Origin of the sequence: Paenirhodobacter ferrireducens, from assembly GCF_004022265.1 — a bacterium.
Taxonomy (GTDB): Bacteria; Pseudomonadota; Alphaproteobacteria; order Rhodobacterales; family Rhodobacteraceae; genus Rhodobacter; species Rhodobacter ferrireducens.
The window spans coordinates 19,257-41,762 of sequence record NZ_SAVB01000018.1 but is presented as its reverse complement, the minus strand read 5'-3'; the positions used below and the strand labels follow the sequence as shown (position 1 = coordinate 41,762).

At 69.1% G+C, this 22,506-nt stretch carries 24 protein-coding genes; 11 read left to right on the top strand and 13 right to left on the bottom strand.

Features of this window, described 5'->3' with window-relative positions; translation table 11 throughout:
* Window positions 1-18: 18 nt before the first annotated feature.
* A complete protein-coding gene (locus EOW65_RS13225) occupies window positions 19-567 on the bottom strand; it encodes a DUF3576 domain-containing protein (RefSeq protein WP_164880099.1) in 549 nt (182 codons plus the stop codon).
* A 329-nt stretch (window positions 568-896) separates the two neighbouring features.
* Between EOW65_RS13225 and EOW65_RS13220 the strand changes: the two genes are divergently transcribed.
* The gene (locus EOW65_RS13220) at window positions 897-1,904 is read left to right on the top strand and encodes a porin (RefSeq protein ID WP_128150161.1); all 1,008 of its coding nucleotides are present in this window, start codon (window positions 897-899) and stop codon (window positions 1,902-1,904) included.
* 92 nt (window positions 1,905-1,996) lie between these two features.
* The gene (locus tag EOW65_RS13215; RefSeq protein WP_128150159.1) at window positions 1,997-2,662 is read left to right on the top strand and encodes a YggS family pyridoxal phosphate-dependent enzyme; all 666 of its coding nucleotides are present in this window, start codon (window positions 1,997-1,999) and stop codon (window positions 2,660-2,662) included.
* Window positions 2,663-2,818: 156 nt separating this feature from the next.
* Here the strand turns inward: EOW65_RS13215 and ribA are convergent, their stop codons facing one another.
* Window positions 2,819-3,895, bottom strand: a complete 1,077-nt coding sequence (ribA, locus tag EOW65_RS13210; protein ID WP_128150157.1) for a GTP cyclohydrolase II — start codon at window positions 3,893-3,895, stop codon at window positions 2,819-2,821.
* A gap of 157 nt (window positions 3,896-4,052) precedes the next feature.
* On the opposite strand from ribA, the gene EOW65_RS13205 reads away from it, so the two are divergent.
* Entirely contained in the window at window positions 4,053-4,739 is a 687-nt protein-coding gene (locus EOW65_RS13205) for a response regulator transcription factor (RefSeq protein WP_113898578.1), read from the top strand.
* A 142-nt stretch (window positions 4,740-4,881) separates the two neighbouring features.
* On the opposite strand, the gene EOW65_RS13200 is transcribed toward EOW65_RS13205, so the two are convergent.
* The 10 genes from EOW65_RS13200 to EOW65_RS13155 all read right to left on the bottom strand — a co-directional run bounded on the left by EOW65_RS13200 (window position 4,882) and on the right by EOW65_RS13155 (window position 17,079).
* Window positions 4,882-5,229: a DUF3775 domain-containing protein gene (locus tag EOW65_RS13200; protein ID WP_128150155.1), complete on the bottom strand. Its 348-nt coding sequence runs from the start codon at window positions 5,227-5,229 to the stop codon at window positions 4,882-4,884.
* Between the two features lie 60 nt (window positions 5,230-5,289).
* Entirely contained in the window at window positions 5,290-6,435 is a 1,146-nt protein-coding gene (locus EOW65_RS13195; RefSeq protein WP_128150153.1) for a DNA recombination protein RmuC, read from the bottom strand.
* Entirely contained in the window at window positions 6,432-8,330 is a 1,899-nt protein-coding gene (gene mutL, locus EOW65_RS13190) for a DNA mismatch repair endonuclease MutL (protein WP_128150151.1), read from the bottom strand. Before mutL ends, EOW65_RS13195 begins: the two co-directional genes overlap by 4 nt.
* Window positions 8,331-8,394: 64 nt before the next feature.
* Complete coding sequence (locus tag EOW65_RS13185) at window positions 8,395-9,720, bottom strand: M16 family metallopeptidase (RefSeq protein WP_128150149.1); 1,326 nt, start codon at window positions 9,718-9,720, stop codon at window positions 8,395-8,397.
* On the bottom strand, window positions 9,717-11,114 hold the full coding sequence (locus EOW65_RS13180) for a M16 family metallopeptidase (RefSeq protein ID WP_128150147.1): 1,398 nt from the start codon (window positions 11,112-11,114) through the stop codon (window positions 9,717-9,719). The genes EOW65_RS13185 and EOW65_RS13180 overlap by 4 nt, the downstream gene beginning before the upstream one ends.
* A gap of 89 nt (window positions 11,115-11,203) precedes the next feature.
* Window positions 11,204-11,749, bottom strand: coding sequence for a DUF3035 domain-containing protein (locus tag EOW65_RS13175; RefSeq protein WP_128150145.1), 546 nt, complete (start codon window positions 11,747-11,749; stop codon window positions 11,204-11,206).
* A 69-nt stretch (window positions 11,750-11,818) separates the two neighbouring features.
* Entirely contained in the window at window positions 11,819-12,301 is a 483-nt protein-coding gene (lspA, locus tag EOW65_RS13170) for a signal peptidase II (RefSeq protein WP_128150143.1), read from the bottom strand.
* A 60-nt stretch (window positions 12,302-12,361) separates the two neighbouring features.
* Window positions 12,362-13,948 (bottom strand): bifunctional phosphoribosylaminoimidazolecarboxamide formyltransferase/IMP cyclohydrolase, encoded by a 1,587-nt coding sequence (purH, locus tag EOW65_RS13165; RefSeq protein ID WP_128150141.1) that lies wholly within the window; start codon window positions 13,946-13,948, stop codon window positions 12,362-12,364.
* A gap of 18 nt (window positions 13,949-13,966) precedes the next feature.
* Complete coding sequence (locus tag EOW65_RS13160) at window positions 13,967-15,727, bottom strand: heparinase II/III family protein (protein WP_240664681.1); 1,761 nt, start codon at window positions 15,725-15,727, stop codon at window positions 13,967-13,969.
* 89 nt (window positions 15,728-15,816) lie between these two features.
* Complete coding sequence (locus EOW65_RS13155) at window positions 15,817-17,079, bottom strand: RsmB/NOP family class I SAM-dependent RNA methyltransferase (protein ID WP_128150139.1); 1,263 nt, start codon at window positions 17,077-17,079, stop codon at window positions 15,817-15,819.
* 84 nt (window positions 17,080-17,163) lie between these two features.
* Here EOW65_RS13155 and EOW65_RS13150 point away from each other — a divergent pair, with 84 nt between their 5' ends.
* Window positions 17,164-17,343 (top strand): DUF1674 domain-containing protein, encoded by a 180-nt coding sequence (locus EOW65_RS13150; RefSeq protein WP_128150137.1) that lies wholly within the window; start codon window positions 17,164-17,166, stop codon window positions 17,341-17,343.
* A gap of 93 nt (window positions 17,344-17,436) precedes the next feature.
* On the opposite strand, the gene dapB is transcribed toward EOW65_RS13150, so the two are convergent.
* The gene (dapB, locus tag EOW65_RS13145) at window positions 17,437-18,246 is read right to left on the bottom strand and encodes a 4-hydroxy-tetrahydrodipicolinate reductase (protein ID WP_128150136.1); all 810 of its coding nucleotides are present in this window, start codon (window positions 18,244-18,246) and stop codon (window positions 17,437-17,439) included.
* Window positions 18,247-18,350: 104 nt separating this feature from the next.
* On the opposite strand from dapB, the gene rbfA reads away from it, so the two are divergent.
* The 7 genes from rbfA (at window position 18,351) to EOW65_RS13110 (ending at window position 22,415) form a co-directional block, all read left to right on the top strand.
* Complete coding sequence (rbfA, locus tag EOW65_RS13140) at window positions 18,351-18,791, top strand: 30S ribosome-binding factor RbfA (protein ID WP_128150134.1); 441 nt, start codon at window positions 18,351-18,353, stop codon at window positions 18,789-18,791.
* Window positions 18,766-19,521, top strand: a complete 756-nt coding sequence (locus EOW65_RS13135) for a phosphodiester glycosidase family protein (protein ID WP_128150132.1) — start codon at window positions 18,766-18,768, stop codon at window positions 19,519-19,521. Before rbfA ends, EOW65_RS13135 begins: the two co-directional genes overlap by 26 nt.
* Before the next feature lie 51 nt (window positions 19,522-19,572).
* Window positions 19,573-20,484, top strand: a complete 912-nt coding sequence (gene truB / locus EOW65_RS13130) for a tRNA pseudouridine(55) synthase TruB (RefSeq protein WP_128150130.1) — start codon at window positions 19,573-19,575, stop codon at window positions 20,482-20,484.
* Window positions 20,481-21,002 (top strand): DUF1643 domain-containing protein, encoded by a 522-nt coding sequence (locus EOW65_RS13125; protein WP_128150128.1) that lies wholly within the window; start codon window positions 20,481-20,483, stop codon window positions 21,000-21,002. The genes truB and EOW65_RS13125 overlap by 4 nt, the downstream gene beginning before the upstream one ends.
* An 88-nt stretch (window positions 21,003-21,090) precedes the next feature.
* Entirely contained in the window at window positions 21,091-21,462 is a 372-nt protein-coding gene (locus EOW65_RS13120) for a hypothetical protein (protein ID WP_128150126.1), read from the top strand.
* Between the two features lie 153 nt (window positions 21,463-21,615).
* Window positions 21,616-21,885 (top strand): 30S ribosomal protein S15, encoded by a 270-nt coding sequence (rpsO, locus tag EOW65_RS13115; RefSeq protein WP_128150124.1) that lies wholly within the window; start codon window positions 21,616-21,618, stop codon window positions 21,883-21,885.
* A gap of 140 nt (window positions 21,886-22,025) precedes the next feature.
* On the top strand, window positions 22,026-22,415 hold the full coding sequence (locus tag EOW65_RS13110; RefSeq protein WP_128150122.1) for an NUDIX hydrolase: 390 nt from the start codon (window positions 22,026-22,028) through the stop codon (window positions 22,413-22,415).
* Window positions 22,416-22,506 lie beyond the last annotated feature (91 nt).

The following is a 22,506-nucleotide window of genomic DNA, read 5'->3' as shown; positions in this document are numbered from 1 at the left end:
TTCCCCGCCCGGCCGGGCTCAGAGCTTCGAATCGGCGATCCGCAGCTGCCGGGCGCGGGTGAGAATCGCATCCTCGACGGCGCGCACGGTATCGGGCGAGACCGCGCCGCCCTTGCTTTCGAGCGAGACCTTGAGGCTGCGCGCGTCAAGCGCCGGATCGGTGATGTGCACCGTGGCGCGATAGGCGCGGCCGCCGCCCGGGGGCGTGCCATAGCCGGTGACGATCAGCCCCGAGAACGGGTCGACGGTCTGGATCGGCAGGAAATCGAGCACGTCGAGCGTCGCATTCCAGATGTACTTGTTGACCTCGAGCTTCACGTTCGGGTCGTCGCTGTTCGAGAACAGATCCCACACCGTCGAGGATTTCTGGCGATATTCCCAGTCGTTGTTGGTGCCGCTCAAATGCGAGACCTGGGTCGGGTCCGGCATCGGCCCGGTGGCTTCGGTCTGCGCCGCCTTTTTCGAGCCGCCGCCGAAAAGATTGCCGCTGGAAATGCCGCCGCAGCCCACGAGCGTGAGGGTGACACCTGCAATGGTCCCGGCGCGCAGGATGTGTCGGATTTTCATCGGATGCAGTCCCCGTGAGCTTCGAGCTGTTGGCCTTGACCGTCTCTAGCCCAAGCCCCGCGGGGCGACAAGGATTTTCCCGGCAGGAGGCGCCCTTGCGCCGCGCTTCCGGCGGCTTGCCGCTTTCACGTGGGCGTGTGCGGGGCGTGTGCGGGCCTCCGCGCGCAAGGGGTTGGCCGGACTGTGGCAAGAGTGCACCACGCCCCGCGGCAATGCCCCGGCGCCAGTCGTTTTCATTGCAATGAGGGGCGGCGGGAGGGAAAAAGCAGCCATACCCAATTCGGATTTCCCTGAGTTGGGGTTTACCTTAGAGACAATGAGGGAAAACGATGAAAAAGGTTCTCTTCGCGACGACCGCCCTGGTCTTCTCGGCCGGCTTCGCCGCTGCTGAAGTGTCGCTCTCGGGCGACGGCCGCATGGGCGTCGTCTACAACGGCGACGACTGGAACTTCTCGAGCCGCGCCCGCGTGGTGTTCACGCTCTCGGGTCAGACCGATGGCGGCCTCGAATTCGGTGGCTCGTTCAAGGCTCACGAGTCGGGCGCTGCTGAAAACGGTTCGGCCGGTTCGGTCTACATCTCGGGCGCCTTCGGCAAGATCGAAATGGGCGACGTCGTCTCGGCTCCGGAAGCCCTGTTCGGCGACCTGCCGGAAGTCGGCTACGAAGACCTGACCGCGGGTGAAGGCGACTACACCGGCTTCGCCAAGCTGAACGGCCAGGGCCTGCTCGAAAACGACATCCCCTACCTGACCGGTGACTCGGGCGCCACCACCTCGGCGAACAACCCGGTCCTGCTGTACACCTACTCGGCTGGCGCCTTCTCGGTCGCCGCGTCGCTGTCGGACGGCAAGGAAGCGACCGGTTCGAACGCCTATAACATCGCCAACGACTCGGATCAGGAATACGCGATCGCCGCGGCCTACACCTTCCAGAACTACACCGTGGGTCTGGGCTATGAAGTCCTCGACTTCAAGAGCGGTGTGACCAAGTACGGCCACGACAAAGCCACCCAGCTCGAGCTGGCCGGCGTCGCGACCTTCGGCGACACCTCGGTGAAGGCCTACTACGCGGCCGGCGACGACGGCAACCCGGTTGACCAGGCCTACGGCCTCGGCGTGTCGTCGGTCTTCGGCGCCACCACCGTCATGGGCTACGTGCAGAAGGTCGAGTTCATCGACGACGCCGTTGCCGACACCGGCACCGACAGCGCGACCTGGTGGGGCCTCGGTGCTTCCTACGATCTGGGCGGTGGTGCCTCGGTCGCCGGCGGCATCTCGGACTCGGATCTGGACGGCTCGAACGTCACCGCCGACCTCGGCGTGAAGTTCAAGTTCTGATTCTTCAGAACCTGATCGGGAAAGAGCGGGCCTTGGGCCCGCTCTTTTCTTTTGCGCCATCGCGTGGTTTCTGGGGCGCGATGGAGGATGCCATGGGACTTGAGGAAATCACCCGCCGCGTCGCCGCGGCAGAGGCGGCTGCGGGCCGGGCTGCCGGTTCGGTGCAGCTGATCGCGGTGTCGAAGGTGCAGCCGGCCGAACGGGTCGAGGCGGTGCTGCGCGCCGGCCACCGGCTTTTCGGCGAGAATTACGTGCAGGAAGCGCAGGGCAAGTGGCCGGCCTGGCGCGCGGGTTTTCCGGGCGTTGCGGTGCACATGATCGGCCCGTTGCAGAGCAACAAGGCAAAGATCGCGGTCGAGCTTTTCGAGGCGATCCACACCCTCGACCGGCCGTCGCTGGCGACGAAGCTGGCTCATCTGGCGCAGGCGCGGGGCGCGAGCCCCGAGCTTTTCATCCAGGTGAACACCGGAAGTGAGCCGCAGAAGGCGGGGGTGCTGCCCGAGGGCGTCGATGCCTTCGTGGCCGAGGCGCGGGGCATGGATCTGCCGGTCGTCGGGCTGATGTGCATCCCGCCCGAGGGCGAGGACCCGGCGCCGCATTTCGCCGCGCTCGCCGCGATGGCGGCGCGCAACGGGCTGACCGGGCTGTCGATGGGGATGAGTTCCGATTTCGAGGCGGCGATCGCCGCCGGGGCAACGCATGTGCGCGTCGGCTCGGCGATCTTCGGCGCGCGGGATTATGGGCCACGGGCGGGCTGAGCCTCAGGCCGTGTCGCGGGCGGGGCGGAGGTTCCGGGGCGCTGCCCCGGACCCCGAGGTATTTTTACCAAGATGAAAGCAGGCGAGATCGGGAATCACGATCTCGGCGCCCGGGCGGAGGGGGAGCGCGAGGCGGATCAGCCCGCCGCGGCGCGCTTACAGGATGTGGCCCGACTTCGCCGCCTTCGTTGCCAGATAGGCGGCGTTGTGGCGACTGAGCCCGACCTTCAGCGGCACCCGCTCGACCACCTCGATGCCGTTCGCCTCGAGCATCCGCACCTTGGCCGGGTTGTTGGTCAGCAGCCGCACCTTGGAGAAGCCGAGCTTCTTCAGCAGCGCCGCGCCGATGCGGAAGTCGCGCTCGTCATCCTCGAACCCGAGGCGGTGGTTCGCCTCGACGGTGTCGAAGCCCTGATCCTGCAGGTCATAGGCACGCATCTTGTTGGCCAGGCCGATGCCGCGCCCCTCCTGATTGAGGTAGAGCAGGATCCCCGCCCCCTCGTGCCCCATCTGCGTCAGCGCGGCGTCAAGCTGGGGCCCGCAGTCGCATTTCAGCGAGCCGAGGACGTCGCCGGTGAAGCAGGCCGAATGCAGCCGGGCGAGCACCGGCTCGGACCGGTCGGGCGAGCCGATTTCGACGGCGTAATGCTCCTCGCCGCCGTCGTCGGGGCGGAAGATGTGGAGCCGGCCTTTTTCCGCGGCGCGCATCGGCACGCGGGCGGCCGAGACCGGGGCGAGCACCGCGGCGGCCGAGATCTCGCGCAGCACTTCGGTGGCGTCGAGCGTGGTCAGCCCCTCGGGTGCCGGATCGGGAAGGGGGGCGAGCAGCGCCGCGGGCAGCAGCTGCGAGGTTTTCGCCAGCGCGATCGCAGCGCGGGCAAGGGTGGCGTCGCCCTCGCGCCGGCTGGCGAGCGGGCCCTTCATCGGCATGCGCAGGTCGTCGGCCGGATCGGCGATCGCCCGCAGCCAGGCAAGATCGGCGTCCTTGGGCACCACGATCCGGGCGAGGTCATTGTCATAGACGCGGGCCTTCAGCGTCTCGGCGCGCCAGGAGGTGATCGCGAGAGTGAGCGGGCCGAGGGTGGCAAGCGCCGCCAGCCGCTCGGGGCTCAGTGTCTCGATCGCCACGGCAAGCTGCCCCGACAGCACCACGGGCAGGCCCATGCGCAGGTCGGCGCGGGCACGGTTCAGGCGTTCGGCGGCCGTCGGGCCAAGGGAGAAGGGCGTCATCATGGCCCAAGAGATAGCGATGCCTGAAACAAATTGAAACATGGCGCGGTGCTGCGACACGAGCGCGTGAGAAAGATTTCACGCCCCTTGCCGTGCGCGTGATCGGGTATCAGCTTTGCACCGAACGCAGGACACCGACAGAAACGGAGGCCCGAACAAGATGGCTGGACTGAAAAAGATCCTTCTGGTGGACGACGATACCGATCTGCGCGAGGCGCTGGCCGAACAGCTGGTCGCCACCGAGGATTTCGAGGTGTACGAGGCGGGCTCGGGCGCCGAGGCGGTGGAGAAGGCGAAGGAAGCGCTCTATGATCTCGTGGTGCTGGATGTCGGCCTGCCCGACACCGACGGGCGCGAGCTGTGCAAGAAACTGCGCAAGCAGGGGGTGAAATGCCCGATCGTGATGCTGACCGGGCATGACACCGATGCCGATACCATCCTTGGCCTCGACAGTGGCGCCAACGACTACGTGACGAAGCCGTTCAAGTTCCCGGTGCTTCTGGCGCGTCTGCGCGCGCAGCTGCGCACGCATGAGCAGTCGGAAGACGCTGTGTTCCAGCTTGGGCCGTATACGTTCAAGCCGGCGATGAAGATGCTGGTCGACGCCAAGGACCGCAAGATCCGGCTGACCGAGAAGGAAACCAACATCCTCAAGTTCCTCTACCGCGCCACCGATGGCGTGGTGCCGCGCGATGTGCTGCTGCACGAGGTCTGGGGCTATAACGCCGGGGTCACCACCCACACGCTTGAAACCCACATCTACCGGCTGCGGCAGAAGATTGAGCCCGATCCGCAGAATGCGCGCCTTCTGGTGACGGAATCGGGTGGCTACCGGCTGGTGGCGTAAGCGATGAGGGCGGGGGTTTCACACCCCCGCACCCCCGTGAGGTATTTGTGGCAAGATGAAAAAAATGGTCTTTCATCTTGCCGCAAATACCTCGGGGTGAATTCGCCGCAGGCGAAGAGGGGCAGCGCCCCTCGATCCGCGTTCAGACGGAGGGGTCGATGCCGTCCTCGGCTTCCTCGAGGCTGATATCGAGCGCGTTCAGGCCGTCTTCGAGGTAATCGGCCAGCATCGGCACGCCGAGCAGGTAATCCTCGGTCGGTGCGCTCGCCTCTTCCCGGGCGGTCCGCCAGGCCTCGTCGAATTCGCTCGCGTCGAAGGTCTCGCGGCCGATCCACATGATCGCGGTCAGCGCCGCCTGCTCATCCTCGTTCAGCGACGCGATGAAGGCGCGCAGCTCGCGGCCCTGGCCCGAGCCGGGAATGTCGGCGTCGAACTTGCGGGCGCGAATGATGACATGGGCGACTTTGGACGGGCTGATCGGCAGCTGCATGGAGACCTCCTGTGGTCTTGCAGTGTCGCCCCAGACGGCGGCGGGCGCAAGGCGCATCTGTCAGGGCAGCAGCCCCGGGGGGCGCGTCACATCAGCGCCGGGGGCAAGCTCCTCGAAGTCGAAATTGTCGAGCCGATGCGCGCGTTTTCCGGCCTTGTCGGCGGAGATCCGGATCTCCTCGATGTCCTTCGCGGCCTGCGAGAAATGGCGGTCGAGGTTGCCCACGCGCTGGCCGAGCCGGTCGATGTCGGCGTAGAGCGCGGCCAGCTCCTGTCGGATCGCGCCGGCCTGCTCGCGCATCCGCGCATCCTTCAGCACCGCGCGCATGGTGTGCAGCGTCGCCATGCAGGTGGTGGGCGAGACGATCCAGACCTTCGCCGCAAAGCCCTCGCGCACCAGTTCTGGGAAATTCGCGTGCAGCTCGGCATAGACCGCCTCGGAGGGCAGGAACATCAGCGCGCTGTCGGCGGTCTCGCCCTGCACGATGTAGCGCTCCGAGATCGCGCGGATATGGGCGCGCACGGCGATGCGCATCATCCGCTGTGCCTCGATCAGGGCGCTTTGGCTTTTCGCGCGGCGCAGCGCCTCGTAGGCTTCGAGCGGGAACTTGCTGTCGATCACGATCGGCCCGGGCGGGTTCGGCATGTGGATGAGGCAATCCGCCCGCCGCCCGTTCGACAGCGTCGCCTGCATCGTGTAGCTGTCGGCGGGCAGCGCCTTCAGCACGATGTCGTGGAGCTGGATCTCGCCGAAGGCGCCGCGGGTCTGCTTGTTCGACAGGATGTCCTGCAGGCCCAGCACATCGCCCGACAGCTTCTCGATATTCGCCTGTGCCTTGTCGATCGCGACAAGGCGTTGCTGCAGGTCGCCGAGCGAGCGCGCGGTGCGGGTGGCGGTGCCATGCAGGCTTTCGGTCATCGCCCGGTTCACCTCGGCGAGCCGCGCCTCCATCAGCTGCAGCACCCGCGCCTGGCTTGCCGCCTGCGCCTCGGAGACGTGATGCAGCCCGCCGGCAAGCTGGTGCTGCCCGTCCGAGAGCGCCTGCACCCGGCCGCCAAGCGCGGTGAGCTGCGCCACCAGCGGATCGAGCGCGCGGGCCGAGCGGCCGGCGGCGCGCAGCACCAAGAGCAGCAGTACGACGACCAGCGCCGCACCGCCAAGCCCGGCCAGGACCAGCGGATCGTTCAGGGCGGGAAGCGTCGTCATGTCCGTCCGAACAGCCGTTCGATGTCGCTCAGCTTCAGCTCGACATAGGTCGGCCGGCCGTGGTTGCACTGCCCGGACAGCGGCGTCGCCTCCATCTCACGCAGCAGCGCGTTCATCTCGTCCACCCGCATCCGCCGGCCCGAGCGGATCGAACCGTGGCAGGCCATGCGCGACAGCACCGCGTCGATCTTCGCCAGCACCAGCTCGCTGTCGCCAAGGTCCGAAAGCTCGTCGAGCACGTCGCGCAGCAGTGCCTCGGCGTTGATCTCGCCCAGAATCGCCGGGGTCTCGCGCACCGCGATTGCCGCGCCGCCGAAGGGCTCGATCGTCAGGCCAAGACGGGTGAGGTCGTCGGCGGCCTCCAGCAGCCGCGCCGCGTCGGCGGGTGAGAACTCGACGATCTCGGGGATCAGCAGCGCCTGCGCGGCGACACCCTTCTCGGCCATCTGCCGTTTCAACCGCTCGTAGACCAGCCGTTCATGCGCCGCGTGCTGATCGACGATGACGATGCCGCGCTCGGTCTGGGCGATGATGTAATTCTCGTGCACCTGGGCGCGGGCGGCGCCGAGGGGGGCATGGGTCAGGCCCTCGTCCTGCGCGGGCGGCACTTCGGCGCGCGCGCTTGGCGCGTCGTAGAGGACGGGTTCGGGCGGCCAGGCGGGGGCAGCGAAGGGGGCCGGGGCCTCGGCAAGGCCCGGCTCGGGCATCAGTGGCATCTGCGCGGCGTAACTCGTGCGCATCGCGCCAAGGCTCGGCCGGTCCATCTGATAGATCCGCGGCGGCATCTGGGCGGGTTCGGGCCGCATCGCGCCGAGAGTCGCGGTGGCGACGGTCGAGGAGGCGCGATGCCCGGCCTCGGCCAGGGCGTGGCGGATCGCGGTGACGATCAGTCCGCGCGGGATGCCCGATTCGCGGAAGCGCACCTCGGCCTTCGCCGGATGCACGTTGACGTCGACCCGCTCGGGATCGCAGCCGAGGAACAGCACCGCCGCCGGGTGGCGGTCGCGGCTGAGCACGTCCATGTAGGCTGCCCGCAGCGCGCCCAGAAGCATCTTGTCGCGCACCGGGCGGCCGTTCACGAACAGGAACTGCTCGACCGCGGCGCCGCGCGAATAGGTCGGCAGGGCCGCATAGCCGGTCAGGCGGATGCCCTCGCGCTCGGCGTCGAGCGGCAGGGCATTGTCGCTGAAGGCGCGACCGAGCACCCGGCCAAGCCGGCCGGCCAGCGCGCCGAAGAGCTCGCCCTGTTCGGCATCGGCGCGGAAGATCTCGCGCCCCTCGCCGCCGCCCGAGACGTCGCGCAGGGTGAAGCTGACATAGGGTTCGGCCATCGCCAGCCGCTTCACCGCATCGGCGATGGCGCCGGCCTCGGCGCGGTCGGTGCGCATGAACTTGAGCCGCGCCGGGGTGGCGAAGAACAGGTCGCGCAGCTCGACCACCGTGCCGCGGTTCAGCGCCGCGGGCCTGACCGCGCCGATCTGCCCGCCCGCGACGGTGATCGCCGCCGCCTCGAACCCCTCGGCGCGCGAGGTGATGGTGAGCCGGCCGACGGCGCCGAGCGAGGGCAGCGCCTCGCCGCGGAAGCCGAAGGTGTGGATGTTCAGAAGGTCCGAGCCGTCGATCTTCGAGGTGGCGTGCCGGCTCATCGCCAAAGGCAGGTCCTCGGCGGTCATGCCGCAGCCGTCGTCGGTGATGCGGATCAGGGTCTTGCCGCCGTCGGCATAGGCGATGTCGACGCGCCGCGCCCCGGCGTCGAGCGCGTTCTCGACCAGCTCCTTCACCGCCGAGGCGGGGCGTTCGACCACCTCGCCGGCGGCGATCCGGTTCGCCGCGGCATCGTCAAGCTGCCGGATGACCGGGCGTTCGAGGCTGATCTGGGGGGGCTGTGCGTTCATTCCACAAGGGATAGCACAGCCCCGGGGCGAGCCCAATTGATTCGGGCGCGCCCCGGATCGGGGCTCAGTTCAGGCCGACGGGCTTGCCCACCACCACGAAGCGCAGCGCATCGGCGTCGAGCATCCGCTTCGCCACGCGGGCGATGTCGTCCTTCGTCACCGCGTTCACCTTGTCGTTGCGGGTGGCGATGTAGTCGATCGGCATGTGGTTCAGCTGCATCCCCGCCAGGATGTCGGCGATGTTCGCATTGCCGTCGAAGCGCAGCGGATAGGCGCCGGTCAGGTAGGTCTTGGCGTCCTCGAGCTCCTTGTCGCTGACCGTGCCGGTCGCGGCCTTCGCCCATTCCTGTTTCACCAGCGTCACCGCCTCGGCGACCTTGTCATTGGCCGAGGCGAAGCTGCCCTGCCAGGTCTCCGACAGGTCCTTCGGCACCAGATAGGTGTAGATGCCATAGGTCAGGCCACGCTTCTCGCGCACCTCGTCCATCAGCCGCGAGGAGAAGCCGCCGGCGCCGAGGATCTGGTTCAGCACATAGGCCGGGAAGAAGTCGGGGTCGTCCATGGCGAGCCCCTTCTGGCCGAACATCACCACCGATTGCGGGCTGTCCCAGTCGACGGTGGTGGTGCCGCCGGTCAGCTTCAGCTCGGCCTTGGGGGGCATCGGTGCGCCGGTCGCGGGCAGGTCGCCCAGCAGCCGGTCAAGCATCTGGCCAAGCGCCTCGGGGGTGATGTCGCCGACCGCGGCGACGACCAGCCGGTCCTTCGCCATCACCCGCGCCTTGGCGTCGAACAGGTCCTCGCGGGTCAGCGCCTTGACGCTGTCTTCCGTGCCGTTGAGCGAGCTGCCGTAGGGGTGATTGCCCCAGGCGAGCTTGCGGAAGGTTGTGCCCGCAATGGCGTTCGGGTCCTTCGCATCCGAGGCGAGGATCGAGAGCACCTGGCCGCGCACCCGGTCGACCGAGGCCTGATCGAAATGCGGGTCGGTCAGCGCGCCGCGCAAGAGTTCCACCGCCTTGTCGCGATTCTCGCTCAGCATCCGGGCCGAGACCGACAGCGTGTCGTCATCGACGTCGAAGCCGAATTTCGCCGCCAGCGCCTCCTGTGCCGCGGCAAAGCCCTGGCTGTCGAGATCGGCCGATCCTTCCTCGAGCGTCGCTGTCATCAGGTTGATCGCGCCGCGCTTGCCCTCGGCATCGAGCGAGGCACCGCCGCGGAAGCGGATCTCGAGCGCGGTGAAGGGGATGTCGTGGGCCTCGACGAGCCAGGCCTTGATGCCGCCGGGCGAGGTCACTTCCTCGATGTCGAGCGCCTGTGCCGGCACCGAGAAGAGAAGCGCCGCAAGGGTCAGCGCGGCCAGGCGCAGCGGGGTGGAGAGAACCACGCGGATCATTGCGTCACCTCCTGGGTGGCGGGCAGCGAGACGGGGGCATCGGGGGCGGGGGGCGGTGCGTCCTTCGGCCGCTCGATATAGCCCGTCACCGAATCGGCGGGGGTCAGCACCTCGCGCGCCGCAGCCATCACGTCATCGGCGGTGACCGACATCAGCACGTCGGGCCAGCTTTGCACGTCCGCGATGCTGAAGCCCGAGGCCAGCGCCTCGCCGTATTGCTGGGCCAGCCCCTGCGCGTCGTCCTGCTGATAGATCTGTGCGGCGCGGATCTGGGTGCGGATGCGTTCGAACTGCGCCGGATCGATGCCTTCGGTCAGGAACTCGCTCAGCGCCGCGTCGAGCGCCGTCTCGGCCTCGGGCAGGGACACGTCCTGCGCCGGCATCAGTGCGATCGAGAAGGTGGTCTTGTCGATCGACATGCCGTCGTAGAAGGCCGAGGCATAGATCGCGTCGCCCTTGTCGAAGACCAGCTTGCGCGACAGCACCGAGGTCTGCGGGTTGCCGCCGAGGATCTCGGCCAGCAGCGTCAGTGTTGCGGCCTTCTTCTGGTCGCCCGGGTTGCGCTCGGTCGCGAGATAGGAGCGGCTCAGATAGGGCTGCGCCACGCGGTCGTCGGTGAAGGTGAGCCGGCGCGCGGCCAGCTGCGGCGGCTCCTGCGGGCGCAGGCGCGGCGGGATGTCGTCAGAGGGCGCAAGGGGGCCGTAATAGTCCGTGGCGAGGGTCTTCACCTCGTCCGGCGTGACATCACCCGCCACCACCAGAACGGCGTTATTCGGCGCGTAGAAGCGGCGATACCAGGCGAGCGCATCGTCGCGGGTGAGCTGCTCCATCTCCTGACGCCAGCCGATCACCGGCGTGCCATAGGGGCTGTTGAGGAATTGCGCGGCGCGCGACTGCTCGCCGAAGAGCGCGCCCGGATCGCTGTCGGTGCGCTGCGCGCGCTCGGCGAGAATCACGTCGCGCTCGGTCTGCCAGTCGTCGGGCGAGATCTTCAGATGCCGCATCCGGTCGGCTTCCATTTTCATCACCAGCGGCAGACGGTCGGCGGCGATGCGCTGGAAATAGGCGGTGTAGTCATAGGAGGTGAAGGCGTTGTCGGAGCCGCCATTCGCCGCCACCGTCTTCGACAGCTCGCCGGCCGCCATCGTGTCGGTGCCCTTGAACATCAGGTGTTCGAGGTAATGCGCGATGCCCGAGCGGCCGCGCTGCTCGTCGGCGGAGCCCGCCTTGTACCAGACCATCTGCACTACGACCGGGGCGCGGTGATCCTCGATCACCACGGCTTCGAGGCCATTGGGCAGGGTGAAATGGCTGACAGGGCCGGCCTCGGCCGCAAGGGCGGAGGCCTGGAAGACGGCGAAGGCCGCGAAAGCGGTGGCGATCGATGCGCGCATGGGCTCCTCGTTGATGACGGGCGAACTTTACGTCGCCCGCCGCACGAGGCAACCGCCGATGCGCCGAAAAACGCGGAGTTGAACGGGTGTTACGGCAGCGCTTGCTGCGCTGCGCCCGAAGGCGGGGCCGCCGGCGTGGTCAGGCCGAGCTTGCGCCAGCGTTCGATCTCGGCTTCTTGGTTCAGCGCCATCGGCCGGTAGGCCTTGTAATAGACGTTGACGCTGAGCATCCGCTCGAGCAGGCGGCCGTCGTTCTTCTTGCGATAGTCGTAATCGGCCGCGGCCAGTTCCTGACGGATACCGGCATCGGTGCCGTAGCGGCCCGCCCGCGCGACCAGCGCGCCATCACCTGCGGGCACGCCCTTGCCGGCAACCGGCGGCTTGCCGCCAAGCGCGGCGATGGCATCGGCGTTGGGGGTCGGGTCGGTGATGTTGCTGCCGCCCGGGGTCGGCACCGGCAGCTCGGTCAGGCTGTTGGGCATCTGCAGCGGTTTCGTCGGCAGGATGCCGAACTCGTCCGGCCCGTTGGTCGCCGAACGCAGGTGCATCAGCTCTGGCGTGCGGTTCGAGGAACAGCCGGCCGCCAGCAGGGCAATCGCGAGCGCGATCCCGATCTTGCCGAAAGACCCGTGCATGAAGCTCTCCCTCACCGTTTCGATCCCGTCTTAGCCTATCGCCTTGCGTCCGTCACGCCCTGATCCGCGTCAGCGGCGGCGTTTCGCGCCCGTCTCGCCCGACAGGAAGACAAGCCCCACCGCGCCGACGAAGATCGCGATATCGGCGACGTTGAAGGAGAAGGGGTTCCGCCAGAAGGGCAGCGACATGTTCAGGAAATCGGCCACCGCGCCATAGAGGAGCCGGTCGATCACATTGCCGAGCGCGCCGCCGATCAGCAGCCCCGCCGACACCCGCAGCCCGCGCCCCGCCGCGCCGTCGCGCGCGATCCAGCGCCAGACCCAGACGACGATGACCAGCGCCAGCACGATCAGCCCCCAGCGGGTGAGCGCATCCTCGCCCGCGAAGAGGCCGAAGTTCACGCCCTGGTTCCAGGCCATGCGGAAGTTGAGCCAGGGCGGCAACACCTCGATCGCCCCCACCCGGTCGAGCCCCATCAGGTGCACGACCACGTATTTCGAGATCTGGTCGACGATCAGCACCGCCGCCGCAATCCAGGCTGTCAGCCGCATCCGCGCTCCTGTCTTCGCTGTCGGAAAGGCCCGCGCCGCAGGGCACGGGCCGGGGTCGTGTCAGTGGCGGAAGTGCCGCATGCCGGTGAACACCATGGCCAGGCCACGTTCGTTCGCCGCGTCGATCACTTCCTGGTCGCGCATCGAGCCGCCGGGCTGGATCACGCAGGTGGCGCCCGCCTCGACCGCCTCGAGCAGGCCGTCGGCGAAGGGGAAGAAGGCGTCCGAGGCGACGGCCGCGCCCTTCGCCGGGCTTTCGGCAAGGCCCACGGCCTTCGCCATCCGCTCGGCCTTCTTCGCGGCGATCATCGCGCTGTCGACGCGGCTCATCTGGCCGGCGCCGACGCCGACGGTCTGGCCGGCCTTGGCATAGACGATGGCGTTCGACTTGACGTGCTTGGCGACCTTCCAGGCGAAGAGCAGATCCTTCAGCTCTTCGTCCGACGGGGCGCGCTCGGTCACCACCTTCAGGTCGTCGAGGGTGATGTCGCCGTTGTCCTTGCCCTGCACGAGGAAGCCGCCGGCCACCTGACGATAGGTGGTGATCTCGGCTTTCGGGTCGGGCAGCGCGCCGGTGACCAGCAGCCGCACGTTCTTCTTCTTCGCCACCACTTCCTTTGCCGCCTCGTCGACGGCGGGGGCGATGATGACTTCCGAGAAGACCTCGGTGATCGCCTCGGCGGTTTCCGCGTCGAGCGTCTGGTTCAGCGCGATGATGCCGCCGAAGGCCGAGGTGCGGTCGCAGTCGAAGGCGCGCTTGTAGGCGTCGAGCAGGCTGGTGCCGGTGGCGACGCCACAGGGGTTGGCGTGCTTGATGATCGCGCAGGCCGGGGTCTCGGTGCCGAATTCGGCAACGAGTTCGAAGGCCGCGTCGGTGTCGTTGATGTTGTTGTAGGACAGTTCCTTGCCCTGCAACTGCTGCGCCGTGGCGACGCCCGGGCGGTTCGTGCCGTCGAGGTAGAAGGCCGCCTTCTGATGCGGGTTCTCGCCATAGCGCAGGGTCTGGGCGAGGGTGCCGGCGAAGGCGCGCCGGCGCGGCGTGTCCTCGTGGATCGCGCCCGCCATCCAGGTGCTGACCGCCGCGTCATAGGCCGCGGTGCGGGCATAGGCGATCTGCGCGAGGTTCTGGCGGAACTCGTAGCTGGTGGCGCCGTCCTGCGCGTCCAGCTCCTTCAGCACCGCCGCGTAATCCTGCACGTCGACCACGGTGGCGACGAAGGCGTGGTTCTTCGAGGCGGCACGGATCATCGCCGGCCCGCCGATGTCGATGTTCTCGATGCAGGTCTCGTAATCGGCGCCCTTGGCGACGGTTTCCTCGAACGGGTAGAGGTTGACGACGAGCAGGTCGATCGCCTCGATGTCATGGGCAGCCATCGCGGCGAGGTGTTCCTCGTTGTCGCGCAGCGCGAGCAGGCCGCCGTGCACCTTCGGGTGCAGCGTCTTCACCCGGCCGTCCATCATCTCGGGGAAGCCCGTCACCTCGGCCACGTCGCGCACGCTCAGCCCGGCCTCGCGCAGCGCCTTGGCGGTGCCGCCGGTCGACAGCAGCTCGACGCCACGGGCGGCAAGCGCGCGGGCAAAGTCGATCAGCCCGGTCTTGTCGGAGACGGAGATCAGGGCGCGGGTGAGGGGGACGTTTCTGGTCACGGCTGGCAGTCCTTATGCTCAGAGGTCGATTGGCGCATCGGCAACGGTGTCACGGATGGCGGCGGGGGTATCCTGTGCCTTGGCCAAGGTCCAGCCGATTTGGACGGCATGGTCATAGAGGCGGCCGGAAAGCACGATCTGCTGGGTGGCGCGCGGCCGCAGCCGGCCCTTTTCGAGATAGACCGAGGGCGCGAGGCTGAGATCGACGGGCGCGTCGAAGCGGAACACCCAGATCTCGCCCGATTTCAGCGCCATCGACACCGCCCATCCGCCCATGTCGAGCGCGGCATCGACATCGGGGTGCAGATGGAAGCGGACCTGAAAGGCGATGCCGCGCATCCCCTCGCGCTCGAACACGGTGTCGAAGCGCTTGCGGTCGGCCGTGGTCATCGCGCCCAGCGTGTCCTCGCCGCGCAGGGTGCGGCCGTCGGGGCTCAGTTCCAGCTCGCGCACATGGGTCAGCCCGTGCGTCGGCACATAGCCGTCATGGCCGAAGAGCGCATGGCGGGTGGGGTCGCTTTCGGGGCGCATCCAGACCTCGCGCGGGGTCTCGTCAAGCCGGGTGCGGGTGGCGGTGCCGAAGCGGCGCTCGGGGCCGAGCCGCGACGAGGAATAGCCCTCGATCGCCAGCGTCGAATGGCTGTCGGTGGCGCGGCCGGCGCGCGCCCATTCCGGCCCGAACAGCCGGCCCGAGCCGCAGTTGACGATCAGCGGCCGGCGCCCCGAGGTCAGCTCGAAGGCCAGCGTCGAGGCATGGGCATTGGCCGAGGCCTCGCCCTGCGGCGGGGCGGCGGCATCGAGGATGAGCGTGGTGCGCCCGGCGTGGAGCCGCGCAAAGCCCATGGCCAGGCCCGGCCGCGCCGGCGTCCGCGCGCCCGAGGCGCCAAGCGCGGTATCAAGCCGCCCCTCGGCACCGCGGCCGCCGCCATGGAAGCGGGCAAGCCCGCCATCGGCATGGCGCAGCGCGCGCAGGGTGGGGGCGATGCGGGCGATGGCGGCGAGATGCGCCTCGGCCGGGGTGCGGCCAGCGGCAGTCAGCGCATCGGCGGCCCAGATCAGCAGGGTGAAGACCTCGAGCAGCTCCTCGGGGTTGCGGGTGGCGATGCCGCCCGTGGCGTCGATCTGGCTGGCGCAGTCGCGCGCCAGCGCCTCTTCCGCGGGGCCGGCAAGGCGATCCATCCCGCTCAGCGCGAGCCCGGCATAGATCAGCCCTGTCAGCGCCTCGAACCGCGGCAGGCCGGGCGCGGCCGAGTGCCAGCGCCGCGCGAGGAACAGCGTCTGCTGCGAGAGCGCGCGGAAGAAGAGTTCCGAGGCGGCGCGGTCGCGGCCGTTCAGGATCAGGAGCGCGTGGTTGATCATCCGGATCAGCCGCCGCCCGGTCAGCTCCGGCGTCCAGCCCGGGCCCTTGCCCGCGCCATAGCGCGCGATCCAGTCGAAGACCCAGTCCTGCGCCCGCTCGCGCGCGGCGCGGTCGCCGACGGCGGCCAGGTCGTCGAGCCAGGTGCAGCCCTGCAGCTCTTCCTCGAAGGAGGGATCCGGCATCGGCAGATCCCAGATCTTCAGCCCCGGCCCCTCGATCAGGTAGCCTGCGAACAGGAAGTTGCCGGCAATCAGCTGCCGGCCGCGGGCGAAGGAGCCGATGGTGCGCGGTTCGGGGTGGCTGGCAAAGCCCGTCGCCGGGCGCGCGCGGGCGGCGCGCAGCACGGCCAGCCGGTCGAGCGTGCCTGCCCACCGTCCGCGCATCCCGTTGCTGCCCGTGCCCTGTCTCGTGCCCGTCATGGTCGTCGCGGCGCCAGCCCGTCTCTGCCTGTCGAAGTCGCGCGCACCATAGTGCGGGGGGCGGCGGCTGTCATCGGCGTTTTCCGGGCTCAGGCGGGCCGGCGCAGGCGGGCGATGAAGAAGCCGTCCATGCCGCCACGCTCGGGCCAGAAGTCGGGCCGCAGCCGCAGCGCGCCGCTGTCCGCGCGCCAGGCGGGCTCGATGCCGGGCAGGTCGGGCGCCTCGACGCTGAGCTCGGGGTGACGCTCACACAGGCCGGCAAGCTGCGCCTCGCCCTCTTCGGGCAGCAGCGAGCAGGTGCAGAAGACCAGCACCCCGCCCGGCGCGACGAGCTCGAGCGCGCGCTCGAGCAGCGCGGTCTGCAGCGCGAAGAGCGGCTTGATCCCGGCCGCATCCTTGACGAAGGGCAGGTCGGGGTGGCGCCGGATCGTGCCGGTGGCCGAGCAGGGGGCATCCAGAAGCACGGCGTCGAAGGGGGCGGCGGGCTGCCACTCGAGCGCGTCGGCGGTGACGGTCTCGGCCGTCAGGCCGCAGCGCGCGAGGTTCTCGCGCACCCGCTCCATCCGCGCGGGCGAGATGTCGAGCGCAGTGACCTCGGCCCCCATGGCCGCGAGTTGCAGCGTCTTGCCGCCGGGTGCGGCGCAGAGGTCAAGGACCCGCGCGCCGGGGGCAGGGGCGAGCACCTTCGCCGCCATCGCCGCCGCCGCGTCCTGCACCCACCAGGCGCCCTCGGCATAGCCCGGAAGCTCCGAGATCTGCGCGCCGGGGGCAAGCCGCAGCGAGCCGGTGGGCAGCAGCGTCGCACCGAGCCGCCCGGCCCAGCCCTCGGCATCCGCCTTGACGCTCAGATCGACCGGCGCGCCGGCCCGCTGCGCGGTCTCCATGTGCTGCACCGCAACCTTGCCCCAGGCCGACATCAGCCGGCCGCGCAGCCAGCCCGGCAGGGCGGGCTCGGGCAGGCGCGCCCAGCGGTCGGTCTCGGCTGCGACCTTGCGCAGCACCGCGTTGACGAGGCCCGCGTACCCCTCGGTCCGCCGGCCGCCGGCATGGGTCAGCTCGACCGCGGCGCTGACCACGCCATGCGCCTCGCCACCGGTGCACAGCTCGACCGTGGCAAGCCGCAGCAGCGCGCGCAGATCGGCGGGGGGCGCCTTGCGCAGGTGCGGCTTCAGCATCGCATCGGCGCGCGGCAGGGCGCGCAGCGTGGCGATGGCAAGCCGCTGCGCCCGGGCGCGGTCGGGCGGCGCGAGGCCCTCGAGCACGCCCGCCTGTTCGGCAAGTGTCTCGTGCGCCTCGGTCACCCCGGCGATCAGCGCCGCGGCCGCGCGGCGCGCAAGGTCGATGCCGGCCATGGCTGCCCTCCTGAGCTTTCTTGTTCCGTGTCGAGGGGCGGCCTATAACAAGCGCCGTGCCCTGACAAGGAAACGGAGGTCGCGATGAGCGAAGAGCCGAAGAAGGAACTGCCCGCCGCCGCGCTGCGCGCGCTGGCCGAGGCGGAGGAACGGCGCAAGGCCGACAAGGGGCTGGGCCTGCCCCCCGAGCTCGGCGGCCGCGAGGGGGCAGAGCCGGTGCGCTATGGCGATTGGGAGAAGAAGGGGCTCGCCATCGACTTCTGAGCCGATGGCGGCAGCGTCGGTGGGGCGCTGCCCCGCCGAGGCAAGGCCTCGGCCCCCCGAGGTATTTGGGGCAAGATGAATGGCGCGGGCGGCTTACAGCCCGAGCACGTCCATCATGTCATACTGGCCGGGCTTGCGGTCGAGGCCCCAGAGCGCGGCCTTGAGCGCGCCACGGGCGAAGATCGCGCGGTCGGTGGCGATGTGGCGCAGCACGATCCGCTCGCCCGCCGTCGCGAAGATCACGTCATGCTCGCCGACGATGTCGCCGCCGCGGATCGAGGAAAAGCCGATCGCGCCGGGCTTGCGCGCGCCGGTGATGCCGTCGCGCCCCGATTCGCGGTTCTCCTCGAGCGAGATGCCGCGGCCCGCGGCCGCCGCCTCGCCCAGCATCAGCGCCGTGCCCGAGGGCGCGTCGACCTTGCGGTTGTGATGCGCCTCGACGATCTCGACGTCCCACTCAGCATCAAGCGCCTCGGCCACCTTGCGGGTCAGCACGGTGAGCAGGTTGACGCCGAGGCTCATGTTGCCGGCACGGATCTGCGTGCAGTGGCGGGCGGCCGGGGCGAGCGCCTCGATCTGCTCCTTCTCGAAGCCGGTGGTGCCGATCACATGCACACAGCGCGCCTGAGCGGCGATCTTCGAAAAGGCGAGGGTGGCGGCGGGGGCGGTGAAGTCGATCACCGCCTTGGCGCCGGCAAAGGCGGTCAGCGGGTCGTCGGTGACGGTGACACCCATCGGCGCGGTGCCGAGGCAGGTGCCGAGATCGCGTCCGATCCAGGCGTGGCCGCTGCGCTCGACCGCGCCGGCGAGGCGGGCCTTGCCGGAGGCGGTGATGACCTCGGTCAGCATCCGGCCCATCCGGCCCGAGACCCCGGTGACGACGATACCCGGCAGATCGCTCATGAAACCCTCCTGTTTTGCCGCGTTCTAGCCCGTTGCGGCGGGCTTGGCAAAGGCTCGCGACAGTCCTTGTTGCGGGGGCGCGCACAAGGCACTATGTGCGGGTCATGGCAAAGAACCGTTTTTCCTCGGGCGATGGCCCTTCGCAACGTCAGCTCCGCGTCGGCGAGCTGATCCGGCGCACCCTGTCGGACGTGCTGATCCGTGGCGAGGTGCACGATCCCGATCTCAACAAGATCTCGATCACCGTGGGCGAGGTGCGGCCCTCGGCCGACCTGAAGGTGGCGACGGTCTATGTCGCGCCGCTGGGCGGCACGCTGGGCGGCGAGACCGCCGAGGCGATGCTCGCGGCACTGCGCCGCCACACCGGCGAGCTGCGCCACCATGTCGCCAAGGCGATGACGCTGAAATATGCGCCCGACCTGCGCTTCCGGCTGGACGAGACCTTCGACCGGCTGGACGAGACGCGGCGGATGTTCTCTGACGAGACGGTGCAGCGCGACATTGCGCAGCGCGACGACGATGAAGACGAAGACGATCTGGGCTAGCCTGTTCGCCGCGCTGGCGCTCATTGTGCCGCGCGTCGCGCTGGCCGCGGATCCGTGCCGGACGCAGGAGTTCGAGGGCATCCCCTTCTCGGTCTGCGAGGCGCGGGCGGGCGATGACATCCGGCTGTGGCTGAAGGACGGAACCGGCGCGCTCATCGGCACTCCCGAGCGGTTGCGGGCGCAGCTTGCCCCGAGCGAGCGGCTGGTCTTCGCGATGAACGCCGGCATGTATGCGCCCGACCGGCAGCCGGTGGGGCTTTTCATCGAGAGCGGCGTCGAGCTTCGTCCGATCGTCACCGCCGAGGGGCCGGGGAATTTCGGCCTGCTGCCGAATGGCGTCTTTTGCATCGGCGAGCGGCTGCGGGTGATCGAGAGCCGCGCCTTTGCCGCGGCGCCGCCGGCGTGCCGCTTTGCCACCCAGTCGGGGCCGATGCTGGTGATCGACGGGGCGCTGCATCCGCGCTTCCTGCCCGACAGCGACAGCACCAATATCCGCAACGGCGTCGGCGTCTCGGCCGAGGGCGACCGGGCCTGGTTCGTGATCTCGGACCGCCCCGTCACCTTCCACCGCTTCGCCCGCTTCTTCCGCGACGTGCTGGGCGCGCGCGATGCGCTCTATCTCGACGGCTCGATCTCGCGGCTGATCGTGCCGGCCGAGGGGCGCGCCGATCTCGGCCTGCCGATGGGGCCGATCGTCGGCGTGGTGGCGCCCGTCGACGGGCAAGATTGACCCGGGTCCCGCTTCGCGTTAGCAGGCGGGCCTTCTGAGACGGAGGGCATGATGGGCCGCAAGAAGGGACGCGACATCTCGGGCTGGGTCGTGATCGACAAGCCGGCGGGGGTGACCTCGACCTCGGTCGTGGGCAAGGTGCGCTGGGCGTTCGACGCGAAGAAGGCGGGGCATGCGGGCACGCTCGATCCGGCGGCGACCGGGGTGCTGGCCGTCGCGCTGGGCGAGGCGACGAAGACCGTGCCCTATGTCACCGATGCGCTGAAATCCTATCGCTTCCAGGTCCGGCTGGGCGCCGCCACCACCACCGACGATGCCGAGGGCAAGGTGATCGAGACCTCGGAGCTGCGTCCCACCGATGTCGAGATCGAGGAGGCCTTGAAGGCGTTTCGCGGCGATATCGAGCAGGTGCCGCCGCAGTTTTCCGCGGTGAAGGTCGAGGGCGAGCGCGCCTATGATCTGGCGCGCGAAGGCGAGGTGATGGATCTGGCCGCCCGTCCGCTCTGGGTCGAGAGCCTCGATTTCGTCGCCCGACCCGACCGCGATACCGTCGAACTTGAGATGGTCTGCGGCAAGGGCGGTTATGTCCGCTCGATCGCGCGCGATCTGGGCCGGGCGCTTGGCTGTCTGGGCCATGTGCTGTGGCTGCGCCGCGACTGGGCCGGCCCGTTCCGTGCCGAAGAGGGGCTGAGCCTTGACGAGATCGACCGGCTTGCGCGCACGCCGGAGCTTGAAAACCATCTGCTGCCGCTCGAATACGGGTTGGCCGATCTGCCCGAGGTGCGGGCGACGGCCGAGGGCGCGGTGCGGCTGTCGCATGGCAACCCGGGGCAGGTGATCGCTCGCGACGTCGAATTCGGCGAGGAGGCCTGGGCGAGCTTCGAGGGGCGTGCGGTGGCGGTCGGGCGCTACATGGGGGGCGAGCTGCACCCCGCGCGCGTCTTCAACACCGCCGGGTCATGATCACCCGCAGCCACATCAAGGGCGATGCCCCCTCGGTCGCGGTCTATTCCGATTGCGAGCACTACCGCTATCTGCTCACCCGGGTCTGGGACGAGACCCGGCCGCGCGCGCTTTTCGTGATGCTGAACCCCTCGACCGCGACCGAGGTGCAGAACGACCCCACCGTCGAGCGCTGCGAACGGCGGGCGCGGACGCTGGGCTTCGGCGCCTTCCGGGTGACGAACATCTTCGCCTGGCGCGCCACCGATCCGAAGGAGATGCGCGCGCAGCCCGATCCGGTCGGGCCGGAGAATGACGCGGCGATCCGCGCGAGCGTCGACTGGGCCACGGGCGCGGGGGCGAAGATCGTCTGTGCCTGGGGCGCGCATGGCGCGCATCTCGATCGCGGCGCGGCGGTCGAGCGGCTGTTGCGCGCGACCGGGCGCGAGCTGTGGCACCTCGGCCTGACCAAGGCCGGCGCCCCGAAGCACCCGCTCTATATCGGCTACGACCGCCAGCCCGAGCGCTGGCTGCGCTGAACCGTTCACCTTCGGTCAGGGATTTCGCGCCTATGCTGACGGCACCGCGGGGCAGGCCCGTGCAGCAGGCTTATGCGAGGGGGCGACAGTGAGGACAGTGGGCGGAGCACGGCGGCCGGCGGATGGCGCGGATGGTGACGCGGGGGCGGACGGGCTGATGGCCGGGGCGGAAGGCGGCAGCCCTGACGGCACTGGCGGCGTGCTTTTCGCGCTGGGCGCCTGGATCGACCCGCAGGCCCCGGCCACGATCGCCGATTACGATGCCTGGGAGGACCAGATCGTCGTCGTCTACGACCCGGAGGCGGGCGCTGCGCCGCGGCTGAGCATCGAGCCGTCCGACACCATGGGCGCGGCCTGGGTGGTGCTGAACGGCACGCGGCTTGCAGAGGTGCTGGAGGCCGGCAGCCTGGCGCCGCGGGACGTGTTGCTGCTCACCCCGGCCGAGTTCGCTCATTTCTGATCCGGCGCCGGGTTTTGCCCTTCCTTTTGGGACGATTCTCGCCTATAGGCGCGCATCCGCCTCCGGTCCTCGGTCCGGGAACGGATGCCTCCACGGGCCTTGCTGGACGACATCCCGGCTTGCGCCATCACCCTTTTGACACAGGAGATCCCGATGTCGATCACCGTCGAAGACAAGAACCGCCTGATGAAGGAATTCGCCACCAAAGAAGGCGATACCGGTTCCCCCGAAGTCCAGGTTGCGCTGCTGTCGAAGCGGATCGCCAACCTGACCGAGCACTTCAAAGAGCACAAGAAGGACAACCACTCGCGTCGTGGCCTTCTGATGATGGTGGCTCAGCGCCGCAAACTGCTCGACTACCTGAAGAAGAAAGACGAAAGCCGTTACGCCGCGCTGATCGCGCGTCTCGGCCTGCGCCGCTAATTTCTTCCGATCGGAAAACCGGACGCCCGCCTCGCAAGAGGCGGGCGTTTTGGTTTTCTCCGGCGCGGGCAGGGCCGTTGGCCAGGCCGGGGGGGCGGTTATATGACGGCCGAAAGCACGAACCACGAGGAGACACTCTTATGGAGATCCGCATCGCCGCCGCCGCGCTGCTTCGAGAAGACGGGGCAACCCTGCTTGTGTGCAAACGCGGAGCCTCGGCCTTCATGCAGCCCGGCGGAAAGATCGACGGCGACGAAACGCCTCTCGTGGCGCTGCGTCGTGAGCTGTTTGAGGAGCTCGGACTGGATATCCGCCCGGAGGCGGCGGAGTATCTCGGCCGGTTCTCCGCGCCCGCCGCGAACGAGCCGGGATGTATCGTGACGGCGGACATGTTCTGCCTGCGCATTACCGGTGACCTCGAACCTCGCGCCGAGATCGAAGAGATCCGCTGGCTGCAGCCCGGCGCGCAGGGCCAGCTCGAGTTGGCGCCGCTGACGCGGGATCTCGTTTTGCCTGCGATCTGGGGGTGAGACCGAACCGCGGTGCGGCGTGCGGCACGGCCTCCCCGGCCGTGGCCCCTGATTGTCACGCCCCAACTCGCCGCTTTCCAAAACCCTTGTT

What these genes read in the sequence shown, in the direction of transcription:
- EOW65_RS13225 (WP_164880099.1), bottom strand. Translation starts at nt 567, where the DNA reads ATGAAAATCCGACACATCCTGCGCGCCGGGACCATTGCAGGTGTCACC.
- EOW65_RS13220 (WP_128150161.1), top strand. Translation starts at nt 897, where the DNA reads ATGAAAAAGGTTCTCTTCGCGACGACCGCCCTGGTCTTCTCGGCCGGC.
- EOW65_RS13215 (WP_128150159.1), top strand. Translation starts at nt 1,997, where the DNA reads ATGGGACTTGAGGAAATCACCCGCCGCGTCGCCGCGGCAGAGGCGGCT.
- ribA (WP_128150157.1), bottom strand. Translation starts at nt 3,895, where the DNA reads ATGATGACGCCCTTCTCCCTTGGCCCGACGGCCGCCGAACGCCTGAAC.
- EOW65_RS13205 (WP_113898578.1), top strand. Translation starts at nt 4,053, where the DNA reads ATGGCTGGACTGAAAAAGATCCTTCTGGTGGACGACGATACCGATCTG.
- EOW65_RS13200 (WP_128150155.1), bottom strand. Translation starts at nt 5,229, where the DNA reads ATGCAGCTGCCGATCAGCCCGTCCAAAGTCGCCCATGTCATCATTCGC.
- EOW65_RS13195 (WP_128150153.1), bottom strand. Translation starts at nt 6,435, where the DNA reads ATGACGACGCTTCCCGCCCTGAACGATCCGCTGGTCCTGGCCGGGCTT.
- mutL (WP_128150151.1), bottom strand. Translation starts at nt 8,330, where the DNA reads ATGAACGCACAGCCCCCCCAGATCAGCCTCGAACGCCCGGTCATCCGG.
- EOW65_RS13185 (WP_128150149.1), bottom strand. Translation starts at nt 9,720, where the DNA reads ATGATCCGCGTGGTTCTCTCCACCCCGCTGCGCCTGGCCGCGCTGACC.
- EOW65_RS13180 (WP_128150147.1), bottom strand. Translation starts at nt 11,114, where the DNA reads ATGCGCGCATCGATCGCCACCGCTTTCGCGGCCTTCGCCGTCTTCCAG.
- EOW65_RS13175 (WP_128150145.1), bottom strand. Translation starts at nt 11,749, where the DNA reads ATGCACGGGTCTTTCGGCAAGATCGGGATCGCGCTCGCGATTGCCCTG.
- lspA (WP_128150143.1), bottom strand. Translation starts at nt 12,301, where the DNA reads ATGCGGCTGACAGCCTGGATTGCGGCGGCGGTGCTGATCGTCGACCAG.
- EOW65_RS13160 (WP_240664681.1), bottom strand. Translation starts at nt 15,727, where the DNA reads ATGACGGGCACGAGACAGGGCACGGGCAGCAACGGGATGCGCGGACGG.
- EOW65_RS13155 (WP_128150139.1), bottom strand. Translation starts at nt 17,079, where the DNA reads ATGGCCGGCATCGACCTTGCGCGCCGCGCGGCCGCGGCGCTGATCGCC.
- EOW65_RS13150 (WP_128150137.1), top strand. Translation starts at nt 17,164, where the DNA reads ATGAGCGAAGAGCCGAAGAAGGAACTGCCCGCCGCCGCGCTGCGCGCG.
- dapB (WP_128150136.1), bottom strand. Translation starts at nt 18,246, where the DNA reads ATGAGCGATCTGCCGGGTATCGTCGTCACCGGGGTCTCGGGCCGGATG.
- rbfA (WP_128150134.1), top strand. Translation starts at nt 18,351, where the DNA reads ATGGCAAAGAACCGTTTTTCCTCGGGCGATGGCCCTTCGCAACGTCAG.
- EOW65_RS13135 (WP_128150132.1), top strand. Translation starts at nt 18,766, where the DNA reads ATGAAGACGAAGACGATCTGGGCTAGCCTGTTCGCCGCGCTGGCGCTC.
- truB (WP_128150130.1), top strand. Translation starts at nt 19,573, where the DNA reads ATGGGCCGCAAGAAGGGACGCGACATCTCGGGCTGGGTCGTGATCGAC.
- EOW65_RS13125 (WP_128150128.1), top strand. Translation starts at nt 20,481, where the DNA reads ATGATCACCCGCAGCCACATCAAGGGCGATGCCCCCTCGGTCGCGGTC.
- rpsO (WP_128150124.1), top strand. Translation starts at nt 21,616, where the DNA reads ATGTCGATCACCGTCGAAGACAAGAACCGCCTGATGAAGGAATTCGCC.
- EOW65_RS13110 (WP_128150122.1), top strand. Translation starts at nt 22,026, where the DNA reads ATGGAGATCCGCATCGCCGCCGCCGCGCTGCTTCGAGAAGACGGGGCA.